At 40.6% G+C, this 21,099-nt stretch carries 28 protein-coding genes and 1 pseudogene; 17 read left to right on the plus strand and 12 right to left on the minus strand.

Features of this window, described 5'->3' with window-relative positions:
- Nucleotides 1-4 precede the first annotated feature (4 nt).
- From gspF to gspN, 9 genes are read left to right on the plus strand one after another with little or no spacing between them, the layout of a single operon-like run.
- Complete coding sequence (gene gspF / locus ACSLUK_RS15460) at nucleotides 5-1,228, plus strand: type II secretion system inner membrane protein GspF (protein ID WP_448549575.1); 1,224 nt, start codon at nucleotides 5-7, stop codon at nucleotides 1,226-1,228.
- 2 nt (nucleotides 1,229-1,230) lie between these two features.
- Nucleotides 1,231-1,674, plus strand: a complete 444-nt coding sequence (gspG, locus tag ACSLUK_RS15465; protein WP_448549576.1) for a type II secretion system major pseudopilin GspG — start codon at nucleotides 1,231-1,233, stop codon at nucleotides 1,672-1,674.
- Nucleotides 1,675-1,716: 42 nt separating this feature from the next.
- Nucleotides 1,717-2,337 carry a type II secretion system minor pseudopilin GspH gene (gene gspH, locus ACSLUK_RS15470; protein ID WP_448549577.1) on the plus strand — a complete coding sequence of 207 codons (621 nt, stop codon included), beginning with the start codon at nucleotides 1,717-1,719 and terminating at the stop codon, nucleotides 2,335-2,337.
- Complete coding sequence (gene gspI / locus ACSLUK_RS15475) at nucleotides 2,330-2,734, plus strand: type II secretion system minor pseudopilin GspI (protein ID WP_448549578.1); 405 nt, start codon at nucleotides 2,330-2,332, stop codon at nucleotides 2,732-2,734. The genes gspH and gspI overlap by 8 nt, the downstream gene beginning before the upstream one ends.
- Nucleotides 2,734-3,354 carry a type II secretion system minor pseudopilin GspJ gene (gspJ, locus tag ACSLUK_RS15480; RefSeq protein ID WP_448549579.1) on the plus strand — a complete coding sequence of 207 codons (621 nt, stop codon included), beginning with the start codon at nucleotides 2,734-2,736 and terminating at the stop codon, nucleotides 3,352-3,354. Before gspI ends, gspJ begins: the two co-directional genes overlap by 1 nt.
- Complete coding sequence (gene gspK, locus ACSLUK_RS15485; protein ID WP_448549580.1) at nucleotides 3,344-4,324, plus strand: type II secretion system minor pseudopilin GspK; 981 nt, start codon at nucleotides 3,344-3,346, stop codon at nucleotides 4,322-4,324. Before gspJ ends, gspK begins: the two co-directional genes overlap by 11 nt.
- Entirely contained in the window at nucleotides 4,324-5,568 is a 1,245-nt protein-coding gene (gspL, locus tag ACSLUK_RS15490) for a type II secretion system protein GspL (protein WP_448549581.1), read from the plus strand. The genes gspK and gspL overlap by 1 nt, the downstream gene beginning before the upstream one ends.
- On the plus strand, nucleotides 5,568-6,035 hold the full coding sequence (locus tag ACSLUK_RS15495; RefSeq protein WP_448549582.1) for a type II secretion system protein M: 468 nt from the start codon (nucleotides 5,568-5,570) through the stop codon (nucleotides 6,033-6,035). The genes gspL and ACSLUK_RS15495 overlap by 1 nt, the downstream gene beginning before the upstream one ends.
- On the plus strand, nucleotides 6,035-6,778 hold the full coding sequence (gene gspN / locus ACSLUK_RS15500) for a type II secretion system protein N (protein WP_448549583.1): 744 nt from the start codon (nucleotides 6,035-6,037) through the stop codon (nucleotides 6,776-6,778). Before ACSLUK_RS15495 ends, gspN begins: the two co-directional genes overlap by 1 nt.
- Nucleotides 6,779-6,880: 102 nt before the next feature.
- Here the strand turns inward: gspN and yrfG are convergent, their stop codons facing one another.
- Nucleotides 6,881-7,546 (minus strand): GMP/IMP nucleotidase, encoded by a 666-nt coding sequence (gene yrfG / locus ACSLUK_RS15505; RefSeq protein ID WP_448549584.1) that lies wholly within the window; start codon nucleotides 7,544-7,546, stop codon nucleotides 6,881-6,883.
- A 104-nt stretch (nucleotides 7,547-7,650) separates the two neighbouring features.
- Between yrfG and nudE the strand changes: the two genes are divergently transcribed.
- The 3 genes from nudE to ACSLUK_RS15520 are packed head-to-tail and all read left to right on the plus strand — an operon-like array spanning nucleotide 7,651 to nucleotide 9,620.
- Nucleotides 7,651-8,208, plus strand: coding sequence for an ADP compounds hydrolase NudE (gene nudE, locus ACSLUK_RS15510; protein WP_448549585.1), 558 nt, complete (start codon nucleotides 7,651-7,653; stop codon nucleotides 8,206-8,208).
- Nucleotides 8,205-9,032: a 3'(2'),5'-bisphosphate nucleotidase CysQ gene (gene cysQ, locus ACSLUK_RS15515; protein WP_448549586.1), complete on the plus strand. Its 828-nt coding sequence runs from the start codon at nucleotides 8,205-8,207 to the stop codon at nucleotides 9,030-9,032. Before nudE ends, cysQ begins: the two co-directional genes overlap by 4 nt.
- Before the next feature lie 12 nt (nucleotides 9,033-9,044).
- On the plus strand, nucleotides 9,045-9,620 hold the full coding sequence (locus ACSLUK_RS15520) for a YceI family protein (RefSeq protein WP_448549587.1): 576 nt from the start codon (nucleotides 9,045-9,047) through the stop codon (nucleotides 9,618-9,620).
- A 263-nt stretch (nucleotides 9,621-9,883) separates the two neighbouring features.
- Here the strand turns inward: ACSLUK_RS15520 and ACSLUK_RS15525 are convergent, their stop codons facing one another.
- Nucleotides 9,884-10,252 carry a hypothetical protein gene (locus tag ACSLUK_RS15525; RefSeq protein ID WP_448549588.1) on the minus strand — a complete coding sequence of 123 codons (369 nt, stop codon included), beginning with the start codon at nucleotides 10,250-10,252 and terminating at the stop codon, nucleotides 9,884-9,886.
- Nucleotides 10,253-10,503: 251 nt separating this feature from the next.
- Here ACSLUK_RS15525 and ACSLUK_RS15530 point away from each other — a divergent pair, with 251 nt between their 5' ends.
- The 3 genes from ACSLUK_RS15530 to ACSLUK_RS15540 all read left to right on the plus strand — a co-directional run bounded on the left by ACSLUK_RS15530 (nucleotide 10,504) and on the right by ACSLUK_RS15540 (nucleotide 12,631).
- Nucleotides 10,504-11,514 carry a helix-turn-helix transcriptional regulator gene (locus ACSLUK_RS15530; protein WP_448549589.1) on the plus strand — a complete coding sequence of 337 codons (1,011 nt, stop codon included), beginning with the start codon at nucleotides 10,504-10,506 and terminating at the stop codon, nucleotides 11,512-11,514.
- A 53-nt stretch (nucleotides 11,515-11,567) separates the two neighbouring features.
- Complete coding sequence (locus ACSLUK_RS15535) at nucleotides 11,568-12,251, plus strand: hypothetical protein (RefSeq protein ID WP_448549590.1); 684 nt, start codon at nucleotides 11,568-11,570, stop codon at nucleotides 12,249-12,251.
- An 86-nt stretch (nucleotides 12,252-12,337) separates the two neighbouring features.
- Nucleotides 12,338-12,631, plus strand: a complete 294-nt coding sequence (locus ACSLUK_RS15540) for a hypothetical protein (protein WP_448549591.1) — start codon at nucleotides 12,338-12,340, stop codon at nucleotides 12,629-12,631.
- A gap of 251 nt (nucleotides 12,632-12,882) precedes the next feature.
- Here ACSLUK_RS15540 and ACSLUK_RS15545 read toward each other — a convergent pair whose 3' ends face one another.
- The 7 genes and pseudogenes from ACSLUK_RS15545 to ACSLUK_RS15575 form a co-directional block, all read right to left on the minus strand.
- On the minus strand, nucleotides 12,883-13,113 hold the full coding sequence (locus tag ACSLUK_RS15545; RefSeq protein ID WP_448549592.1) for a YheU family protein: 231 nt from the start codon (nucleotides 13,111-13,113) through the stop codon (nucleotides 12,883-12,885).
- The gene (locus ACSLUK_RS15550) at nucleotides 13,110-14,084 is read right to left on the minus strand and encodes a hydrolase (protein ID WP_448549593.1); all 975 of its coding nucleotides are present in this window, start codon (nucleotides 14,082-14,084) and stop codon (nucleotides 13,110-13,112) included. Before ACSLUK_RS15550 ends, ACSLUK_RS15545 begins: the two co-directional genes overlap by 4 nt.
- 68 nt (nucleotides 14,085-14,152) lie before the next feature.
- Nucleotides 14,153-14,545 (minus strand): flagellin, encoded by a 393-nt coding sequence (locus tag ACSLUK_RS15555; RefSeq protein ID WP_448549616.1) that lies wholly within the window; start codon nucleotides 14,543-14,545, stop codon nucleotides 14,153-14,155.
- Nucleotides 14,531-14,761, minus strand: a pseudogene (locus ACSLUK_RS15560) (flagellin); the annotation flags it as partial. The gene ACSLUK_RS15555 and the pseudogene ACSLUK_RS15560, both read right to left, overlap by 15 nt.
- A 245-nt stretch (nucleotides 14,762-15,006) precedes the next feature.
- On the minus strand, nucleotides 15,007-15,138 hold the full coding sequence (locus ACSLUK_RS15565) for a DUF3149 domain-containing protein (RefSeq protein ID WP_448549594.1): 132 nt from the start codon (nucleotides 15,136-15,138) through the stop codon (nucleotides 15,007-15,009).
- 88 nt (nucleotides 15,139-15,226) lie between these two features.
- Complete coding sequence (locus tag ACSLUK_RS15570) at nucleotides 15,227-15,970, minus strand: tetratricopeptide repeat protein (protein WP_448549595.1); 744 nt, start codon at nucleotides 15,968-15,970, stop codon at nucleotides 15,227-15,229.
- A gap of 64 nt (nucleotides 15,971-16,034) precedes the next feature.
- Nucleotides 16,035-17,933, minus strand: a complete 1,899-nt coding sequence (locus ACSLUK_RS15575; RefSeq protein WP_448549596.1) for an ATP-binding cassette domain-containing protein — start codon at nucleotides 17,931-17,933, stop codon at nucleotides 16,035-16,037.
- 159 nt (nucleotides 17,934-18,092) lie between these two features.
- On the opposite strand from ACSLUK_RS15575, the gene ACSLUK_RS15580 reads away from it, so the two are divergent.
- Nucleotides 18,093-18,284 (plus strand): YheV family putative zinc ribbon protein, encoded by a 192-nt coding sequence (locus tag ACSLUK_RS15580; protein WP_448549597.1) that lies wholly within the window; start codon nucleotides 18,093-18,095, stop codon nucleotides 18,282-18,284.
- Between the two features lie 14 nt (nucleotides 18,285-18,298).
- Here the strand turns inward: ACSLUK_RS15580 and ACSLUK_RS15585 are convergent, their stop codons facing one another.
- Both ACSLUK_RS15585 and ACSLUK_RS15590 read right to left on the minus strand, forming a co-directional pair.
- On the minus strand, nucleotides 18,299-18,538 hold the full coding sequence (locus ACSLUK_RS15585; RefSeq protein WP_448549598.1) for a SlyX family protein: 240 nt from the start codon (nucleotides 18,536-18,538) through the stop codon (nucleotides 18,299-18,301).
- Nucleotides 18,520-19,515 (minus strand): WD40 repeat domain-containing protein, encoded by a 996-nt coding sequence (locus ACSLUK_RS15590; protein WP_448549599.1) that lies wholly within the window; start codon nucleotides 19,513-19,515, stop codon nucleotides 18,520-18,522. Before ACSLUK_RS15590 ends, ACSLUK_RS15585 begins: the two co-directional genes overlap by 19 nt.
- 124 nt (nucleotides 19,516-19,639) lie before the next feature.
- On the opposite strand from ACSLUK_RS15590, the gene ACSLUK_RS15595 reads away from it, so the two are divergent.
- Nucleotides 19,640-20,410: an FKBP-type peptidyl-prolyl cis-trans isomerase gene (locus ACSLUK_RS15595; RefSeq protein ID WP_448549600.1), complete on the plus strand. Its 771-nt coding sequence runs from the start codon at nucleotides 19,640-19,642 to the stop codon at nucleotides 20,408-20,410.
- Between the two features lie 166 nt (nucleotides 20,411-20,576).
- Here ACSLUK_RS15595 and rsd read toward each other — a convergent pair whose 3' ends face one another.
- A complete protein-coding gene (gene rsd, locus ACSLUK_RS15600; RefSeq protein WP_448549601.1) occupies nucleotides 20,577-21,044 on the minus strand; it encodes a sigma D regulator in 468 nt (155 codons plus the stop codon).
- Nucleotides 21,045-21,099: the final 55 nt, after the last annotated feature.

Below are 21,099 nucleotides of genomic sequence, written 5' to 3' on the forward strand. Positions count from 1 at the left end.
TGTCATGGCAGCATTTGATTATCAGGCAGTAGATGCTAAAGGCAAAACCAAAAAAGGTGTTATTGAGGGCGACACGGCGCGCCAAGCTAGAGCGCTTTTGCGTGAGCAAGGTTTAGTGCCGCTTGAAATTTCGCCCAGCCTACAAAAATCGAAAAGTGCGAAACAAACGACTGGTTTTGGTGCCAGTAGGAAAGTTTCAGCCACAGATTTAGCGTTAATAACGCGCCAACTCGCAACGCTTGTTGAATCGGGTTTGCCACTTGAAGAATCGCTACTCGCTGTCGCTGAGCAATGTGAAAAGAATACACATAAAAGCATGATCATGGCCGTACGTACTAAAGTAACGGAAGGCTATGGCTTAGCGGAAAGTATGGCGGAATTTCCGCAAATATTTAACCATTTGTTTCGTGCTATGGTTGCCGCGGGTGAAAAATCAGGACATTTAGATCGCGTGCTTAACCGGCTTGCAGATTACACTGAGCAACGCCAACAATTGCGCTCGCAAATGATTCAAGCTCTTGTATATCCAATTATTATGACGATAGTTGCCGTTGCGGTAATTGTTGTGTTGCTTACCTCTGTTGTACCACAAATAGTTGAACAGTTTGCACATATGGGAGCGAACCTGCCAAGTTCGACAAAAATACTAATTGCTTCCAGTGAATTTTTACAAAATTACGGGCTCTATATAGTTGTAGCGATTTTGATGTCAATTGTGGTGTTCGCTCAACTCATGAAAAAACCAACTTTTAAGCTTAAATTTCATCAACGATTCTTGCGATTCCCCGGCATTGGGAAAGTCGCAAGAGGCATTAGTACCGCACGATTTGCGCGTACACTTAGTATTTTAACTGCGAGTGCCGTGCCTTTGCTTGAAAGTATGCGCATCGCGGGTGAAGTATTAGATAATTTATATATCAAACAGAAGATTAAAGAGTCTGCTGATAAAGTACGTGAAGGTACCAGTTTGCGCGTTGCGTTAGAGCAAACCAAATTGTTTCCACCAATGATGCTGCACATGATTGCCAGTGGTGAAAAAAGTGGCGAACTTGAAGATATGTTAGGCCGAGCTGCAGACAACCAAGATCGTGAATTTGAAGCGTTGATGAATATTTCGCTTAAAGCATTTGAACCTGCCATTATGGTGACTATGGCTGGCATAGTCCTATTTATTGTAATGGCGATATTACAACCCATTCTCCAATTAAACACCTTGATAGGAAGTTAACCATGAAGAAATTTTCCCCTAATCGCAACGTCCAGGGCTTCTCTTTGTTAGAAGTGATGGTGGTACTAGTCATCATTGGTATTATTGCGAGTATGGTCGTGCCCAACTTAATGGGTAGTCAAGACACTGCCCGAGAGCAAAAAGCGGTGATTGATATTGGTTCATTAGAAACGGCATTAGGCATGTATCGTTCGCAGAACTACAACTACCCAACAACAGAACAAGGCTTAGAAGCTCTAGTATCAGAGACAGATATTGAGCCATTACCTAAGAGATTTCCTGACGGTGGTTATATAAAGCGTCTTCCAAAAGATCCTTGGGGTAATGACTATCAATTACTTAATCCAGGTGAGCGCGGGAAGATAGATATCTTTTCAATGGGTCCTGACGGCGAAGCTGGTACTGATGACGACATCGGTAACTGGAATTTGGCTGACTATCAATAACCTTAATATTAACTCCATCAATATTAAGTGGTTAATCAAACCATGAATCGGCGCAAACCTTACCGTTACCGCATTACTCAATTGGCCGGCTTTACTTTAATCGAAGTATTGCTGGTCATAGTGGTTGTAGGCCTAATGGTTGCAGCAGTGCAGTTTAGCTTTGTCGGAAATAAAGCTGAATCTGAATTACAAACTGAGAGTTTGCGTTTTGCTGGTATTTTTGAAACGGCTGCTGAGTACGGACTACTGAACAATGTGCAATTGGGGTTAGTCGTTAAAGAAAACAGCTACGAATTTTTGGGCTACGATGGTACTCAATGGGTTGCCGTACCTGACAACCCAGCTTTTGAACCATATGAATTACCTGATGGCATGGCGTTAAAAGTTGAACTGGAAGATTTACCCATAGAGGAACAAAGCCTTTATAACCGAGACACTTTTGCCCCAGAAGAAGAATCTTTCTTAGATTCAGACGATGAAAAACCTATTATCCCACACGTTTATATTCTATCTGGTGGAGATATCACGCCATTTAGCCTGACGATTTATTACAGTGACCAGTTCGACTTAGACGAAGATATAAGCTATCGAATTGACGGTAGTTATACTACGCCGGTTATCGTTACCGGGCCGTATATCAACGGGGAGCTGGCAGGTGGCTAAGTCGCATTATCGCAACACCAAAACACGCCAATTGGCTGGCTTTACGCTCATCGAAGTGCTATTGGCTTTGTCAGTATTTGCGCTCGCTGGATTGGCTTTACTGAGCACTGCTGATACCCATTTTACTCATCTTTCAAATATAGAACAGCGTATGTACGCCGATTGGGTTGCTTCAGATCAACTTGTGGAAGCCAAATTAGACAAGCAATGGCCGCCCAAAAATAATCAAAAGGGAAAAACAACGTTAGCGGGTCATGAGTGGCATTGGCGTCAACAAGTTATTAAGACCACCGATAACGATATGCGTCAAGTAGTAATTGAAGTTCGTTTGAATGAAAAAGACGACAATGAGCTAAGCAGCATGATGACGTATGTCTCAAGAAGTGGTGACAAGTAATGGAAACCTCTTCTGTCAGCGCTAAAGGTTTTACCTTAATTGAAGTTCTACTCGCTATTGCCATTTTTGCGATGATAAGTCTCGCAAGTTTTAGCCTTTTTGATGGGGTTATTGCCAGCGATGGTGCGTCGAAAGAGAAAATGAAACGACTGAATGAGATCCAAAGAGCCTGGATGGTTATTGAACGTGATCTAATACAGGCGACACAGCGGTCGATTCGTGTTGACGGTGAGGCGCCTAGCACCGCTTATTTTCATGGTGGCGATGACATGGAGATAATTGGCGAGAGCGCGATTGCTTTCGTGCGCAATGGCTGGACAAATCCTGGCTTACTGATTCCTCGCAGCGAACTACAATCGGTGGCTTACCGACTTGAAGAAGGTAATTTAGAGCGGCTGCATTATAACTTTGTCGATCCCGTAGTTGGAGAAGAGCCGAAAATCCGTAAACTGATAGAAAATGTTGAATCAGTTTCTTATCAGTATTTCTACCGTGACAAGTGGCAGGAAAAAGTTGAAAGCGGCGTAATTCCTAAGGCAATTGAGGTAACAATTACGACTGAAGATCTCGGCGAGATTCATCGTAAATTCCTCATGGTAGGAGCGCTCGATGAAAAATAAAGGCGTGGCGCTAATTACCGTTATGTTGGTTGTTGCGTTGGCAGCGATTTTAGCGACACAAATGCTGGCAAGGTTGCAATTACAGTTACAAAGAACGACCAATATCAATTACAACCAGCAGGCTTATTGGTACGCATTGGGTGCAGAAGCATTTGCACAACGCGTGTTGTTAAACGCATTTGAAGATGAACCAGAAGTAACTAAATTGTCGCAGGTTTGGGCACAAGGAGAGACAAGCTTTCCTGTAGATTATGGCCAAATTACTGGCGAGATAATCGACCTACAGGCATGTTTGAATTTAAATGCGCTGCGTGTTGAAAAAGAAAGTAACGACCCCGGTACGGTGAAAAATCCTGCGCGTGACGCTTTGAAGTTATTGATCACCGATTTAGGTGTCGAAGGGATTGGCGAATATGAAGCTGCTGAAATGGCGGATGCACTTGTTGACTGGCTAGATGCTGATTCTAGTATTGTTAGCCCACAAGGGGCAGAAGATGATGACTATGCGTCAAAAGAATTTGCTTATTTACCAGCGAACAATTTTATCGCTGGGTTGAGTGAGTTAAGATTGGTAGAGCACTTTACATTACCTGTAATTGAGGCCTTGAAGCCTTACGTTTGCGTGTTACCCAATACCGAACGTCATGAAATTAATGTGAATACACTAACGAGTGAACAAAGCTTGTTATTAGCCGCTTTGCTTGATATCCCGCAAGCTGATGCAGAACAATTGATATCGGCGCGAGAGGAAGATGGGTATGATAAGATTGAAGACTTTTTTGCTACACCTGAATTTGGCAAACTGTCAGTTAATGATGATTTAAAAAAGCAGCTAGTCGTAGATAGTGAATATTTTAAGCTGAAATCATCTGCAAGTTTTAATGATAGCTTTTTTGCAATGAGTTCAGTGTTGAAAATTGAAGACAATAAAAAAGTACATGTGGTTAGTCGCAAAATAGGAAAAGAATAATGGCTGAGTCGTTAATCATTCGACTAGGTAGTAATGCAACTGATGGCGTCCAGTGGCTGATTTGGTCGGCCGGTGATGCAGAAATAATTGCCAGTGGTGAGTTGCCAAATGCAATGCATTTAACGGAGCTCACAGAAAAGGCATCCCTTCGTCCAGTTGTGGCGCTTGTTCCTGCGTGCGATGTGGCATTCAAACGATTGAAAGTACCAGCTAAGTCGCCTAGAGCGATGAAGCTGGCTGCTCCGTATATGCTAGAAGATGATTTGGCTCAAGATGTTGAGCAGCTCTTTTTTGCCTATGGCTCACCGAATCTTGATGACGATGACAATAACTGTTTTTTGACCGCTGTTGATCGTCAGCAAATGGCGCTTTGGCTATCATGGTTGAGTGATGCCAATATACAGGTTCAAAAGTTGATTCCTGATGCGTTGCTGTTACCGGAGCATGAAGGCAGCTGGAGTTGTGTTGAACTATTCGGACAAGTGTTAGCAAAGCAAGATGCGTGGTTTGCCACAGCTATTGAACATGAATTATTCGACACCTTGTTAGGGCGCTGGAGCTCAAAGAGTGATAAAGGTGAGTCGATAAAGTTACATGGTTATTCTCCCATCAACATCCCTGAACACCTATCGACGATTGAATTGGTCTCAGAACCTGAAGAACTTCCACTAGCATTGCTGGCAAAGAATATTGCCTCGATTAAGTTTAACTTGCTTCAAGGGGAGTTTCAGGTCAAGCGGAAACGGTCTTCTACCAATAAAGTGTGGCTGGTTGCAGCGAGTGTTGCGGCTTTTACTCTGTTGACAAACTTAGGCTTAAAATCAGTTAAGATGTGGCAGATAAATGCTCAGCAGGCGCAGTTGGAACAGCAAATTATTGATACTTATAAACAAGCGTTTCCAGAAACTAAGCGTGTGAGAATTTCAACCATTCGCTCACAACTAAAACGCAAAATGGCCGAAGTAGGCGGTGGTAGTGATGAGCAAAACTTCCTTGTTATGATCAACAAACTGCAACCAGCGTTTAGTCAAGTGAGCAACTTAAAACCTGATTCATTGAAATTTGATGCTAAACGAAATGAAATCAGATTACAGGCAACTGGCAAAAGTTATCAGGAGTTTGAGCAATTCAAAGCGCTGTTGGAAAAAGAACAGCTAAACGTTTCTCAAGGCGCTCAAAACAACCATGGTGAATCGATTTCTGGATCATTTAGTATTACGACATCATCAACGAGGAGCCGATAATGAAAGCGTGGTGGAACCAACTTAATTCACGTGAACAAAGACTGATCGCCAGTCTCGGTGGTGTGTTGCTAATCTTTCTTTTTTATAGCCTTGTGTGGCAGCCGCTAAATGAAAGCATTGAAAGAGGTGAACAAAAGGTTAAGCGTCACCAAGAGCTACTGCAATTCGTATCAGATGAAACGCATAAATACCGCCAGCTAAAAGGCACAGGTGTTAAGCCGAGTGGCGGCAGTATTTCGAGTATTGTTAATCGTACTGCCAATAGAAGTGGTATTAAGATTGACCGAATGCAGCCCCAGGGAGAAGAAATACAAGTATGGCTTGATGATGTTTCATTTAACGCGTTAGTTACATGGGTTGAGTTGCTGTCGTCCAATGAAGGCATACAGGTTAAAAGTATTGACCTGTCAAAAGCAGAACAAGCAGGACAGGTTAGAGTGCGCCGCATGCAGTTGGGTAGGTCGTAATGAAAAAATGGATAGCATTTGCTGCGTTGTTTATTGGCGCCTATCTTTTATTTGTTATTCAACAGTTGCCAATTTCGTATGTTTTGTCTTCTCTGCCATTACCTAAAAATGTCAGTTTAGGAAGTGCCACCGGGAATGTTTGGCAATTCGAACTGTCTCATGTGCAAGTTGATGATATCAGAGTAAATCAGGTAAATGTAAACTTGAGGGAAGCATCCTTGCTGACGTTAGACCCTACATTTGATGTAAAATTTGGCAGTCCGATGGCGTTTGGGCCAGAAGGGACTGCGACGATTTCTGGGGTTGCGTCTGCGCTGGTCGTTGAGCATGCAAATGTTATGTTGCCGGCGAACGATATTGCCCAGCAATTGCCTTTGCTTGTGCCAGTAGATGCGAAATCTGATGTGACATTACAGGTAACTCGATTTGAAATCGGAACACCTATATGTAAAGTTTTAGACGGTCGAGTTGAGTGGCGAGCAGCGGCTGTTGAAGCAATGGAACAGATGATTGAATTGGGTGACCTTGCAGCAAAACTAGTGTGTGAAAAAGGCGAGATTGTTGCTACCATTTCTCCTAACAATCAATTGGGTTTAACTTTTGAAGCTGTTGTGTCTGAAAATTTTCGCGTGCACGGTGATGGCCACATTCAACCTACAGCAGACACACCTGAAGCTATTAAGCAATCACTCCCATTCTTGGGTAAACCTGATAATCAAGGGCGTTATCGTTTAAGGTTTTAGGTGCTGGTAAATTTGAAAAAGCCAATGCGCTATTAGCATTGGCTTTTATTGCAAATGAACTTGCCACTAATCTAACTACCTCAAGCGGTAAACGAAGTGGTATTACTTCGGCGTAAGCCCTTTAGTTAACTGATTAAAATCAGTTATAGAATGATAGTTAGCGATTTCTCTTGTCCCTTTTTTGCTGTCTGGATTTGCAACAGCGACCAAATATTCAATGCCGAACTGTTTTGCTGAATCAAGAATATCGATGCTGTCGTCAATAAAGAGTGTACTTTCTTTCTTAAATCCATGCTTTCGCTGTAGTTGTGTCCACAATGATTGGGATTCTTTACTAACACCAAACTCATGGGTGGAATATAACGTATCGAAATACTCGTCTAATTGCGTGCGTTCAATCTTGAGCGACAAACTACCAGGGTGAGCGTTAGTAACAAGAACGACATCTCGGCCACTCGCTTGAAGTTTCATCAAGAATTGCCGCGCATCTTCTCTTAGTAGGATTAAGTGCTGAACTTCGCGCTTTAATTGGTCAATTGGCAGTTTCGTTTGTTCTGCCCAGTAATCCAAACAGTACCAAGAAATAGTTCCTGAGACTTTGTCATAGTGTTCATTGAGCTCCTGCTTGGCTTGCGCTAATGAAATAGATTTATTTTCACTGTATCTCAGGGGTAAATGCTGTTGCCAAAAATAATTGTCAAAATGCAAATCTAAAATGGTTCCATCCATGTCGAGCAAAACTGTCGATATTTTTGACCAATCAAGCATAGATTTTTCCTACTAAAACGACTTATTATACTTAAGTATACCTAACCTTGATTCGCTGTCCTACGTCTTAATGACGTTAACTTTGGGGATAATTCGTAAAATATATGAGTAGCCTTAAAAAATTACCTGAAATTCACGCGCGCAGGCAAGTGGCCAAAAGTCGCCTGTTTTCGATCGAAGAAGTCGATCTGACGTTTAGCAACGGTGAAAAAAGAGTGTATGAGCGAATGCAGGGCACTGCCCGTGGGTCAGTGATGGTTGTGCCGTTCATTGATGAAGCGACAGTAGTCCTCGTTCGAGAGTATTGCGCTGGTAGCCATTGTTACGAATTGGGTTTTCCTAAAGGATTAATCGATCCGGGAGAAACACCTGAACAAGCGGCTAATCGTGAACTTAAAGAAGAAATAGGATTTGGTGCTGAATCATTAAGCCCTATTATAGAAGTCGCTTTAGCACCCGCATTCTTTTCAGGACACATGTCGATCTTTAAGGCACAATTTCTGTATGAAGAAACGTTACCAGGGGACGAGCCAGAACCTTTGGAAGTGATTAAGTGGCCAATTGCCGATTATAAGCAATTACTGGCATCGCCTGAGTTTAACGAAGCGCGCAGCATTGCCGCTCTAATGTTAATTGTAGATAGTATTAGGGAGCAAGAATGAATCCGGAACAGCTGTTGGCAGTTGCGTTAGAAAGTGCGAAAAAAGCGGGCAAGGAGGTTTCCCGTCACTACAAACGAGGGGATTTTATCGAAGAAACTAAGGACGATAATAGCCCCGTAACCAGTGCTGATATTGCATCTAATGAAGTGCTTATGGACATGCTAAGAGCGCTCACGCCTGATATACCAATTATTTCTGAGGAAGTTGGTGCTGATAGCATTGCTGAACGTAAGCATTGGCCGCGCTACTGGCTGCTCGATCCCATAGATGGCACAGGGGAATTTATTATTGGGAGTGGTGATTTTGCCGTTAACATTGCTTTAGTGGAAAATGGCTGGCCTACTATTGGCGTGATTCACGCGCCTTATCATCGGCTGACTTATTATGCCCAGCGCAATTTAGGGGCATTCAAAGAAGACGATGCTGGCAGTCATCCCATTCAAGTCGCAAAATATGACGGCGAACGTAAAATACGTGTGGCTATAAGTCGCCGCCAAGAGCTTAGTTTGATGGGACAATATCTAAACAAGGATTTCGATTTCGAATATATTGCATTGGGCAGTTGTTCATTAAAAAATTGCCTGATTGCAGAAGGCGGGGCGGATTGTTATTTGCGTATTGGTCCAACAGGAGAGTGGGATACAGGTGCAAGTCACTGCATCATTGAGCAAGCGGGTGGACAAATTCTGGATGCTGAGTTTTCGCCTTTGTCCTATAATAAACGCCAAACATTAGTTAACCCTGATTTTATTTCTTTAGGGACGTCAGATATACCATGGCGTGAAGTGATAAAGCCACACAGGGCTAAAGACAGATTTAAATAAATGGAGAACATAGTGCGCATATCTTTGTTATTAGCAGCAAGCTTGCTTACATTACCTTTACAAGCGACAACATGGCAGTTGAGCCCTGCGCAATCGCAAGTGAGTTTTACAACGATTAAAAAAGAACATATCGCTGAAAACCATACTTTCGGTAGTATTGATGCGACTTTGAATCAAGATGGCACATTTAGCTTTTCGATTGATTTAGACAGCGTAAATACCGCTATTCCAATTCGTGATGAGCGCATGAAAGAGCATTTGTTTAATACCCATAGTTTTGCCAAAGCAACTTTTAGTGCCAAAGTAAACACTGAAGCTGTTAAGTCTCTGGCGACTGGTGACAGTACAAAATTAACAATCAATGGTAACTTGTCGCTACATGGGCAAACGCAGCCTATAACCGCGATGGTCATGGTATCAAAACTTAAGAATGATAAGTTATTGGTTAATAGTTTAGCGCCAATGTTGGTAAGAGCAGGTGACTTTAACTTAGTTGCGGGCGTAAACAAACTAAAAGAATTAGCTGGCCTGCCTAGTATCGGTGAAACTGTACCCGTAAGCTTTGTTTTAACGTTAGTGCAAAAGTAACTATCAATCTGCCATCCCATTCAGTCAGGCAATTAATCTATTAGGCAATGCGCAATCATTTGTAGTAGCTCATATCTGACAATTTGGAAGACTCAGTTTCGATTTCATCTTACAGACGGGTATGAGCGAACAACGGGAGCTCAATAATTAGGGGCTCATGTAGTTGCACCTTATTCAAAAGCGTAAAATTGTCTTTTTTAATTGAATGCTATTATGAGTATTCGCTATAAATAGCGTTCAATGCTTAGAGTTTAATTGCTGTTCTACTTATTAACATCACTTTTCCATTTTAATGAGGAAATATGTTTGTTGGCAATTTGTTTATTTATCCATTCAACGCTTATGCAGTCAGGACTAATGCGTATAATACCGTGATAAGAGGCTGACAATATATATCGGCTTCTATATTGAATAAAAATATCTAATTGATGTTGCATAAGATTGAAGAACCCAGAGTTCTTGTGTTTTATATACTCATTATCAGCAATAAACCAAGTGCTATAATCCATCCTTGCTTCACCCCCTAAGCTTCCAAAAACAATCGTAATATCATCTGTTACGTGAATATTGTACTGAGTGAATAAATGTTGTAGTTGAGTTCGTTCAAAAGTCGTATCGCTTAAGGTATTCATGTTTTCTCAAAACGAATAAAAGAAATAAATATATTAACGCTAAGCAAGACAATGAGTGTCGTAGGATACTTTTTATTATGGTGCGACACTAATTGTCGCACTTGTTGGTATTGTATATTACGATAACAAGAATGGTTAACTAAACCATAAAATTACGGCTATTGTAACGTAAAAAACTTTCAAAGAATTAATCTACTACGTTGGCTGGTGATGGAATAGCAGCGATTACTGAAAAATCTAGGTAGAAAACAATGTCAAAAAGTACGACAGTTCGTCATTTAGAAATGTTGAGGAAAGTACCGCTATACCCAGCACAACCAATAACAACCACCGCTTTACATCAACACCTTTTAGATGAAGGTTTTCAGGTTAGTAAGCGTACTGTAGAGAGAGATTTGATAAAGCTGGCTGATATCGGAGGGTTATATCCAGAGAGTTCAGCAGAAGGTTATCGCTGGGGATGTATCCATAAAAATGATAATAAATTTAAAGAAATTCAACCGACAGAAGCATTAATGCTCGTACTGTCAGAAAATATAATAGGCAAAGCAATGCCTGTTGAATATAGTAATCGTACGGAAGAGCGCCTTACCGACGCAAAATCTATGCTTAATTCCGGTAATGCTTTAAGTAAATGGAAAGAAAAATTACAGGTTATTTCAGACGGATATCCGTTAATTCATAATGATAATTTCATCTCAGAGAAAGCACGGGAAATTATCTATGATGCGGTGTTAAAAGAAACCCAAATCAATATTACTTATCAAGCAAAGGATAAAAGTACACCAATAAGTTACTGCTTAAACCCATTAGGGATAATCATTCGAGGGCAAAGTCACTACCTTGTCGCTACAAAAAAAAATAATCCAGAGTCGCCTTTGCTATTTTTGTTTCATCGAATTGATACGGCTGAAAACAACTATACGGAGATAGACTATCCACAGTCATTCACCTTAAAAGACTATTTTTCGAAAAACCCTTCAGGTTGGATATTAAATTCAGATGAAAAATATGAAACGGTTAAACTAAAAGTTAAGGGGTTTGCTTTAGACGCGTTAAGAAACAATCGACTAACTGAAGATCAGCAATTAATAGAAACGTCATCTGAATGGGTAGAAGTAAGTTTTACATGTATTCCAACATATGACTTAATCGCGTGGATATTAAGATATGGTGCAGACATTATTTGTGAGGAACCAACTGAGCTTCGCCTTAAAATTAGCAATGTTTTAAATAAAACGTTAGAACAATACAACGTATAAAACCAACATAATTACCTTACTTGAACACGTTTCAGTTGTGTATAGGAATTGAAATGACAATATTTACAGCAGAATTATCTTCTATAGAGCATTATCAAAAATACCCAAACTTAATCCCGTGGGTGGGGGATAATTATAGTAGCGCAACACACAGACTCCTCATTCTTGGTGAAAGTCATTATCTGAATAAAGATAGTACATATCATCATGATGCAGAGACTTGGTATAGAGGCATTGATGTAATTGCTTTTAAAGACTTACATTGGATGAATACTGAAAATATCATTCGACATGGACTTAAAAATAATTGGTATGAAAAGTCCAAACTTATTTATAAAAACCTTTCCAAAGCATTAATTGAATCTAATCTCGATGAGTTTAATGTCGAGCAGCCTTTTCATAACATTTGTTATTTAAATTATTTTCAACGCCCAGCTGAAACTGCCGGTAAATCAATCAAGGTAAAAGACCTCGATTCACAGATGAGTTGTAAAGTAGTTAATGACGTAATTGGTATTGTTAAACCAAATATTGTTGTTTTCTCTAGCGCATTAGCTTGGCATCATGCCGAAAAGTTAGGGTTAATTAATGCGTTAAAAGCGCAAGGGATTGAATACGCTCGTGTTCCTCATGCAGGAATGCCATGGTGGAATCGCGTGTCAAAAAAATATGGAAATAAGACAGGTAAACATTATTTTATAGATTTTTTGAAAAAGGTAACATTAAGCTCGCTTTAATAGAGCAGGCCAGTTCACTTAAAGACATAAGTGTTCTTAACCTGTAAAAGTAATATTTGTTATCTAACTAAAATTTAAGGTCAACAATGGAAAAGTTTTTAGGAATTACTTCATTAATCGTAGGTTTAGCATTTTTGGGGATAGGGATAGCACTAGTGATTCCATGGGTAGTCTTTTGTTTTCATTCGGTTATCATTGGCACCCTTATGTTTTTATTTTTACGACCGATTCTTTTTGCTCCATTGAGGGTGTTTGTTGCTTTGGGTCTTGAGTTATTTGATTACGGCTTAACCAAAATGGATAAAAATAGCAGATATAACACTTCAATAGTAGAAAGATTCGTGGGGCGAGCCTATAGAGGCTTTGATTGGCGGTACTAACCCTTATCAATCAGTTTTAACACGTTGGCAATGGTTGCTTCACAAAGTTTGATGAAAAGTATCTAAGATGGGGTTAGATCCCTAACGGACTTTCAAGATAAAGTTGAATTTAAATAGTGAGTGTTTGTTGCTGGCACATATGCGACGGTCAAAGCTGATTGGAGCATATTAGTCGAATCTTATAGATCTTGTCTGAACTAATTCATATTATGTTTCGTTTTTAAATGTAACACTGAATTGAGTAGCAAAGGCTACGTAGTATAGTCCTGTTGAAACTGCTCTGCAGGCATGATGTTAACCGTTTCATGTAGTTCAGAGAAAACTAAAACAGCAGTACCGCGCATTAGTTGTTTCTTCACATCTTCAATTTTTTCTTCAAAATTGCGATCATCCAGACCGTAATCGGTTCCTTCCCTAAGTACAAAGGATTCAATAATGTTTTCTAACGTTGCTTTGGGCAATGATTCAATCGGGATAATCATAGGTATTCTGATAAATAACTCACAGTGCGATGCTCAAGCCAAAACTCGGGCTTAAGCGGTAATTTACCAGTGATGAAACCTACATGTCCACCCTTAGTGCTCACTTCAAATTGGATATTCTTATTTAACTGTTTTTGGCTGACAATATGTTCATGGGCTAAAAAGGGATCGTCCTTAGCGTGAATTATCAACGTTGGAATGGTTACCTTGTTGATATTAAATAGTCCGCTGGCTCGTTGATAATAATCATCGGCATCGACGTATTGATTAATAGGGGCTGTAAATCGTTCGTCAAACTCTCGCATGGTGCGGATATCGTGAATGTCTCGCTGGCTGACGTGACTTACCAAGCCTCGTTCAATTTTCTCCAACGCGCTTGTTTTAAGCATATCTACTAGGTACTTCTGATAAATTTTGGAAAAGCCGCGATTTATCCTGTCGCTACACGTTGCTAAGTGTAGTGGTGCACAAATGATGGTCGCAGCGTTAAAAACAGCATTTTCTTTTTGTGTTGCTAGATGCTGCGCTAACACATTGCCACCGAGTGAAAAGCCGATGGCGTATTTTGGATGATGCGGATAAAAAATGTGCAACCGCTGTGCTACGAATTCAATATCCGCAGTAAAACCAGAGTGATAAGAAAAAGCTTTGCGATTTGGCAGTTTGCCGCATCCTCTAAAATGAATAACTACTCCAATCCAGCCTTGCGCTTTGACCGCACTTAGCATGCCTTTGGCGTAGTGACTGTCGAAAGAGCCTTCCAAGCCGTGAAGAATCACGACGATTGGCTTGATGGTTTTGCTACATGGCAATTCGGTCCATGCTAATTCAATAATATCGTCATCAGGGGTTGTTAACACTTCTTCGATGGTTGAAACTCTTAGCTTTCTTCTGAACCATTTGGCAGCAAGAGTTTGTAAATGGCAATTAGTTAACCACCAAGCGGGTTTAAACGTACTTTCAAGGTACATAAAAAATACACATCATTTTAGGTGATGTGTATTTTAACTGCTAACAACTAATAGTGTTAACGTTATCGTTAAACAATTTGATTGACTAAAAGGCCTTTGCGGCTGTCTTCATCTTTTTTCGCAATAATTGCTGACTGCAATAATACGTTAGTTTGCTGTGCTTCGGCAGACGTAGCTGCAACATCGGTATCTCTAATTCTGGAACGAGATTCACTTAAATTGACGCGTGTTGTTTCATAGGTAGAGACTTGTGAATCTAAGGCATTTGATTCCGCGCCTAAGTCGGTAGCGGTTTGATTAATCGTTTCAAATGCAGTTTCTAATGCCGCTTGAGTGGCTGCTGGGTCATTTGCATCTAAACCAGAGACAAAGTTTGAATCACCGAGTACTTCGCCAGCAATTGTATTGATTTGTTCGGTGAGTTGATCTAGTTCACCTTGAATTGCGCTACTATCACTCAGTGGGCTACCTGATTGGATTGAAAGGACACTTGCACGCTGAAGACTTTCGCTGATGGAAGACAGCTGACCAGACTGCACGTTATTTGTATTAACTTGATCTTGTGTATTAACACTAAGCTGAGCGTTTTCATTGATTTGAGAAGTGAGCCGCTCAGAAATTTGTAATCCAGCAGGATCGTCAGCCGCACTGTTAATTCGACGGCCTGATGCTAACTTCTCTTGCTGTTCTTCACGCTCTTTCTCTAAGCGTTCAATTACACTCAGCGAGGGTGATTGTTGATTGATTGACACATTCATAGTGACCTCACACAAATTTCCTATTCACTATCTCTCAATCTTTGAGTATAGCAAAATCAACTTCAAAGCCATACTATTTTTGACTAAAAAATGTACAGTGGTGGTTTGTTCACGTTGTGCAAGAAATACAAGAATGTGATTTAAATCAGATGTTGTTGTAACTATTAGGATTTACTTTCTTCAATATGTTTGATGAAGTAATAAATGTAATAGCCGCATATACCTAACACGATTCCCAATCCAACAAAAGAATATAAAACGATTGGGTCATTAAGTAGCATATCAATAATATTCATAACAGCCTCCCGGCAGCTAACGCTTAAACAATCACGTTGAGTGTAGTTAGCTTCCGATGAGTCCGTTATGACTTAGATCAAATTTGCGCTATAAAAACGTTTTTTGAGATAATTCTTTGGTACGCAAGTCGACTTGTTCTAAGATTCGATTATAAAGCTTTTCGGCTTGCTCACGAACATCCTCTATTTGCTTTATGCTTAAGTTTCTTTCATCCATATCACGACTTTTAATGGCTTGTTTATAGCCACTCTTAGCTGCAATGATATTCCACATATATGATTTTTCATGGCTTTGCTTCACGCCTATGCCTTCATAGTACATCAAGGCTAAATTAAACTGCGCCAAAGGAAAGTTCTGTTTTGCTGCTAGTTCATACCAATGGGCAGCGCGCCTAGCATCTTTAGGCGTTCCTTGGCCATTGGCAAACATAACCCCTAAGTTAAATTGAGCACTTGGTAGATCTCTATCCGCTGCTTTTTTCATAAGGTTGAACGCTTTTTTCAAATCCTGTTCAACTAATTTGCCTTCGGTGTAGATAGTTGACAGATTGAATAGCGCATCGGGATAGTTTTGGTCAGCGGCCATTCTAATATACTCTAGCGCTTCATCTTCATCTTTAAGCACTCCCCAACCATTTAGATAGATTAGCCCCATTTGATATTGTGCAGGGGCGTACTGTTGCTCCAAAAGTGGTTCAAACTCTGCGATAGCTGCTTTAAATTCACCACGGTTAAGTTGGAAAACGCCAAGATCGTAGTCGCCTTCAAATGCTATCGCTGTACTACTGATAAGCATCGTAGAAAGCAATAGGGAAGCAAGTGCTTTTTTCATTTTACATCCTTTCAAATTACCAATTAAGCTTTAGGCTAAGTGTAGCAAGCCTAAACTATAACAGCTAATTCGCTGACATGATTTCTTCAATTTTTTCTTCCAATTCAAACCAGTGCAACTCATTTTCATCGATTAGAGAATTGAGTTTTGCTTGTTCTTTGTGGAGGTCAGTCAGTTCAGCTGACCGAGATGACTGATAGATGTCAGGGTCTGATAAGGTCATTTCTATTGAAGATAATTGGTCTCGCCACAATTGTATTTGTTGCTCTAATTTCTGCGCTTGTTTTTTAAGTGGCGCTGCTTTTTGGCGAAGTTGCGCTTGTTGTTGTCGCAGTTGTTTTCTATCAACGGTATTTTCAGTTATCGCTTTTGTCGCTTTAACGGCTGTTTTTTTATCGTCGTGCAACCAAGCCTGATAATCGTCAATATCACCTGAAAACTCTTCCACTCGTCCATCTGCTACTAAGAAAAATTGATCGACACATGATTCCAATAAATACCTGTCATGGGCAATTAGAATAATGGCGCCATTAAACTCCTGCAACGCCATTACTAGTGCTTGACGCATTTCTAAGTCTAAATGGTTAGTAGGTTCGTCGAGCAGGAGTAACTGCGGATTGTCGAGGACAATCAAGGCTAATACTAATCGTGCTTTTTCACCGCCAGACATATTGGATACAGCGTCAAGTGCCTGGTCACCGCTAAAGCCAAACCGCCCTAAAAAGTTACGAGCTTCTTGCTCTGTCATGTTGGGTTTACTGCGAATAATATGCTCAACGCCACTAGAGCTTAAATGAAGTTGTTCTAACTGGTGCTGGGAGAAATAACCAATACGCAGTTCTTGCGCACAGAAACGTTCACCAGCAAGTAGCGTAATGTCGCCTGCTAATGACTTGATTAATGTTGATTTACCTGCGCCATTACGTCCAAGCAAACCGATGCGACTGCCAGGAACCAATGTCAGCTTAGCATCACGTAGTATAACAGCCTGCTCTGAGTAGCCGCACTTTGCCTCTTCAATTGACAGCAAAGGATAGGGCATATGTTCAGGATTATTAAATGTAAAAGTAAACTGACTATCTACATGGGCAGGCGCTAGATCAGGTAATTTCTGTAAGCGCTTAAGTCGACTCTGCGCTTGTTTGGCTTTACTTGCTTTTGCTCTAAAACGATCAACAAATGACGTTAAATGAGCGATTTCTTTTTGTTGTTTTTGATATTGTGCGTCTTGTTGTGCCAGGTGCTCTGCGCGTTGTCGCTCAAATGCACTATAGTTGCCTGAGTACATTTTGGCGCGTTGATGTTCAATGTGAATTATTTGTGTGATTACATCGTCAAGAAAATCCCTATCGTGAGAAATCAACACTAATGTACCTTCAAATCGCTTAAGCCATTTTTGTAACCAGATCACCGCATCTAAATCTAAGTGGTTGGTTGGTTCATCGAGCAATAAAAGGTCAGCTCGACTGATCAGTGCTTGCGCTAGATTTAAGCGCATACGCCAGCCACCAGAAAAACTCTTTACGGGTTGGTCAAGTTGGTTCTGAAGAAACCCCAAGCCATGCAGTAGTTCACTGGCGCGAGCAGGCAAACTGTAGCCGCCAATTGCATCTAACTGATTCAGCAATTCGGCTTCTTTGTTACCATTGTTGGTCGCTCTTGCTTCGTCGAGTTGTTTTTCGACTTGGCGGAATTCGGTGTCACCGTCAATAACGTAATCTAAAGCACTTTTTTCCAGGGCAGGGGTTTCTTGTTTTACGGTAGCAATTTTCCAGTTAGCTGGCATCGAAAGTTCGCCAGATTCAGGTTGTAAATTACCAAGCATTGACGCAAATAATGACGACTTGCCACACCCATTTGCGCCGACTAAGCCGACTTTATGCTTTGGGTGTATGGTGAATGAAGATGATTTGATTAAGTTTTTAACACCTCTATCTAAACTTAAATCAACCGCTGTAATCATTAAAAGTTCCTTAATTGGCAATACTGTGGCTATTGTCTCTTTTCCTTAGTGTTAAGTTCAAGGTAAAATAACCGACCATGAGAATATTTCTGTCGGGTTTAATACCAATTTATTTCACTTGGTATAACAAATTACGTCCGACAGCATCGCGAGTTAATAATGAAAAAGAGATTTATTGCCGGCGCAGTGTGCCCCAAGTGTCAAGCTATGGATACGATGGCGTTAACTAAAGAAGATGGTTTAGAAAAAGTGACCTGTGTGGCGTGTGGTGAACAAATGATGCAACCAGAAGCCCATATTGAAAAAGACACTCGCCCAAACGAGCAAGTTATCGGAGTATTTAAGCCTTAACGGTGCCGCACATATTAATAATGTGGCGGCGGTGGCTCATCTTCCAGTTTTCCCAATTGCGAACTATCAGTTGACTTAATACGAGTTGCCAGTAGTTTAATTTGAGCTTTCAGTTCAGCAAGTTCTGACTGGTGCACGGCTAGTTCACGATTAAGTTGTTCAATAATATCGTCTTGAAAGGCATTTCGAGATTCTAGTGCTTCAACACTTTCTTTAAGTTCGTTGATTACTAGCATCAGTTCTTCATTTGCCATAATTCAGCATATCCTGCAGAAGATTCAGTTAAGAGCTTGTTATTATCGCGAAATGCAACGCCATATACAACTGCACCAGCCGGTCGAATGTCTTTTCTTGGTGTCACTCGCCAACTGTCTAGTCGTTTTCCAGTAGCAATTTGCCAAATGCTTACTTTGCGTGAGGGCGCGCCGGTGGCCATTAATAAGCCATCATCTGAAAATTGAATGGCACTGAATACTTCCTGTCGGTTAGTAAATTGTAACTGGCTTATCAGCTCACCTGTTTTTAAATCCCAAATGTTGGCAATTTTCATACTGCCTGCGGTAAAGGCGTAGCGCCCTTTAGGATCAAGCGCTACTTTTGATACACGACTAGGGTGGTTAAAGCGATAAATAACTTGCCCAGTTTGTGTATCCCAAACGTAAGCAACGAAATCGTTTGAACCAGAAATTGCGACGCGGCCATTAGGTAACATATCCACTGAATTGATTTTTTCTTGATGCCCCAGAAACTCCAATCGGCGTCCTGTTTGTGGCGTTACATGCACTACCACCCCATTGCCTTTACCGATGAGAATATGTCTGCCTAAATTAGATACTGCAACATCGCGAATATTCGACTCTCTGACTTTCCAAAAGCCCGTTGACTCTCCGCTGTCAAGGTTCCAGAGTGAGAAATTTTCTCTGCTTGCAACAACTACGCTGTGATTATCGTCAGAGATATCAAGGGCTAGCACTAGATTGTCAGCGGTATTTTGTTGTTGGGATATAGTGAATTTCAGCGCATTGGAGTCAATATCCCAAACGCTGATGCCGTGATGGATAGAAGACACTACACTCACTTTGCCATCATTTGATATATCGGCTTCATATGCCCCTTCAACGGCATGTTGCCATTGTTGTTCAGGCTTTTTAGCTGCAGGCGAACAACCTGCTAATATCAGTAGAATTATCAATGAAAAACATAAAAAGTACGGTTGTTTACAATCTGGCAAAATAATTTTCTTTTTTCTATCATCATTTCTCGTTAGTATAAGGCCTTTTTACCGCATTGTTTAATTGAAAACAATGTATACCGCTACTTAGATTCTACCTTTGGGCGGAAAAACTGGAGAAACTATGAAATTGTTTAAACCTACCCTAGTAGCGTTGTCATTAATTGCTGCGACGGGCTGTCAACAAGAAACTAAAGAAGCACCTAAAAAAGAAGTTGTTTTAGAAACTGAAGTACAAAAGCAATCATATAGCTTGGGTGCATCAATTGGTATGTATGTTCAAAGCAACCTTGAAAAACAAGCTGAGTTTGATGTTAACTTAGAACAAGACTACATCATTCAAGGTTTCACTGATAGTTTAGCTGGTAAATCTCTAATCGAGAAAGAAGAAGTTCAAGCTTTATTAATGAATCTTGATCAAGCAGTAAAAGCGAAGCAAGAAGAGAAAATCAAACTTTCTGCTGAAAAAGCGCTTGAAGAAGGTACTAAATTCTTAGCTGAAAACGCGAACAAAGAAGGTGTGACTGTAACTGAAACTGGTTTACAGTATCAGGTTATTGCTGAAGGCGAAGGCGAAAAGCCAAAAGCTGAAGATACAGTACGTGTACACTACCACGGTACTTTCTTGAACGGTGAAATATTTGATAGCTCAGTAGATCGTGGCAAGCCAGCTACATTCCCACTTAACGGTGTAATTTCTGGTTGGACTGAAGGTGTACAGTTAATGTCTGTTGGCTCTAAGTACAAATTTACAATCCCATCAGAACTAGCTTACGGCCCAGTTGGTAACCCACCACGCATCCCTGGAAATTCAGTACTTGAGTTTGAAGTTGAATTACTTGAAATTGTTAAGCCTAAAGAGCCAGTTCAAGTAGGTGACGCGAAAAGCGAATAATCGGATTTAATACCAATTGAATTAATACTTTTTTCACTTGGTATAACGATTGAAATAAGAAAGCCATGCAAGTGAAACTGCATGGCTTTTATGTATATGGACATACGGTATGACGCGCCCTGAGTAGGAGACACTACGTATCGAAGGGAGGTTGTATTTGTGAAAATTAGCTATGGTAAGTGTGCAAAACACCTAACAATTCATCTTCAAAGGTAAACCGCTCTTCAAGCTGTTGGCCAAGCTCTGTCAGATCATGGTCAAATGATTCGAACATGTTACGTGATTTAGAATCGGCATACTTATCATTAAAAGCTAACGCGACATCCGTTGATTGACTAATTTTGGGATAAAGTGCTTGTGCCAGTTTTGCGCTTTTTTCGCCATGGGTTGCGCACTCTGCCACGATTGAATCAAATACTTCAAAATGACCTGCTGAAATATAATCGACTAGTATCTGACAAAATGAGCGAATTTGTTTCTTCGCTGGTAATTTCTTAGATTCACTATCGAAAGGTTGTAATCCTGCTAATTCGCAATATGCCACTAAAACTTGCTGGCGTTCTTTCAACCAGCTATCGAGAACTTTGTTGACACCACCCCATTGTGCTTTTGTTTTTTCAAGTTGCTCTAACATGATAGTTCCCTCGATTCTATTTGGTTATCCCCTATCTAATATTGTTCAGCTTTTT

The sequence above is a fragment of the Thalassotalea fusca genome (assembly GCF_053485835.1).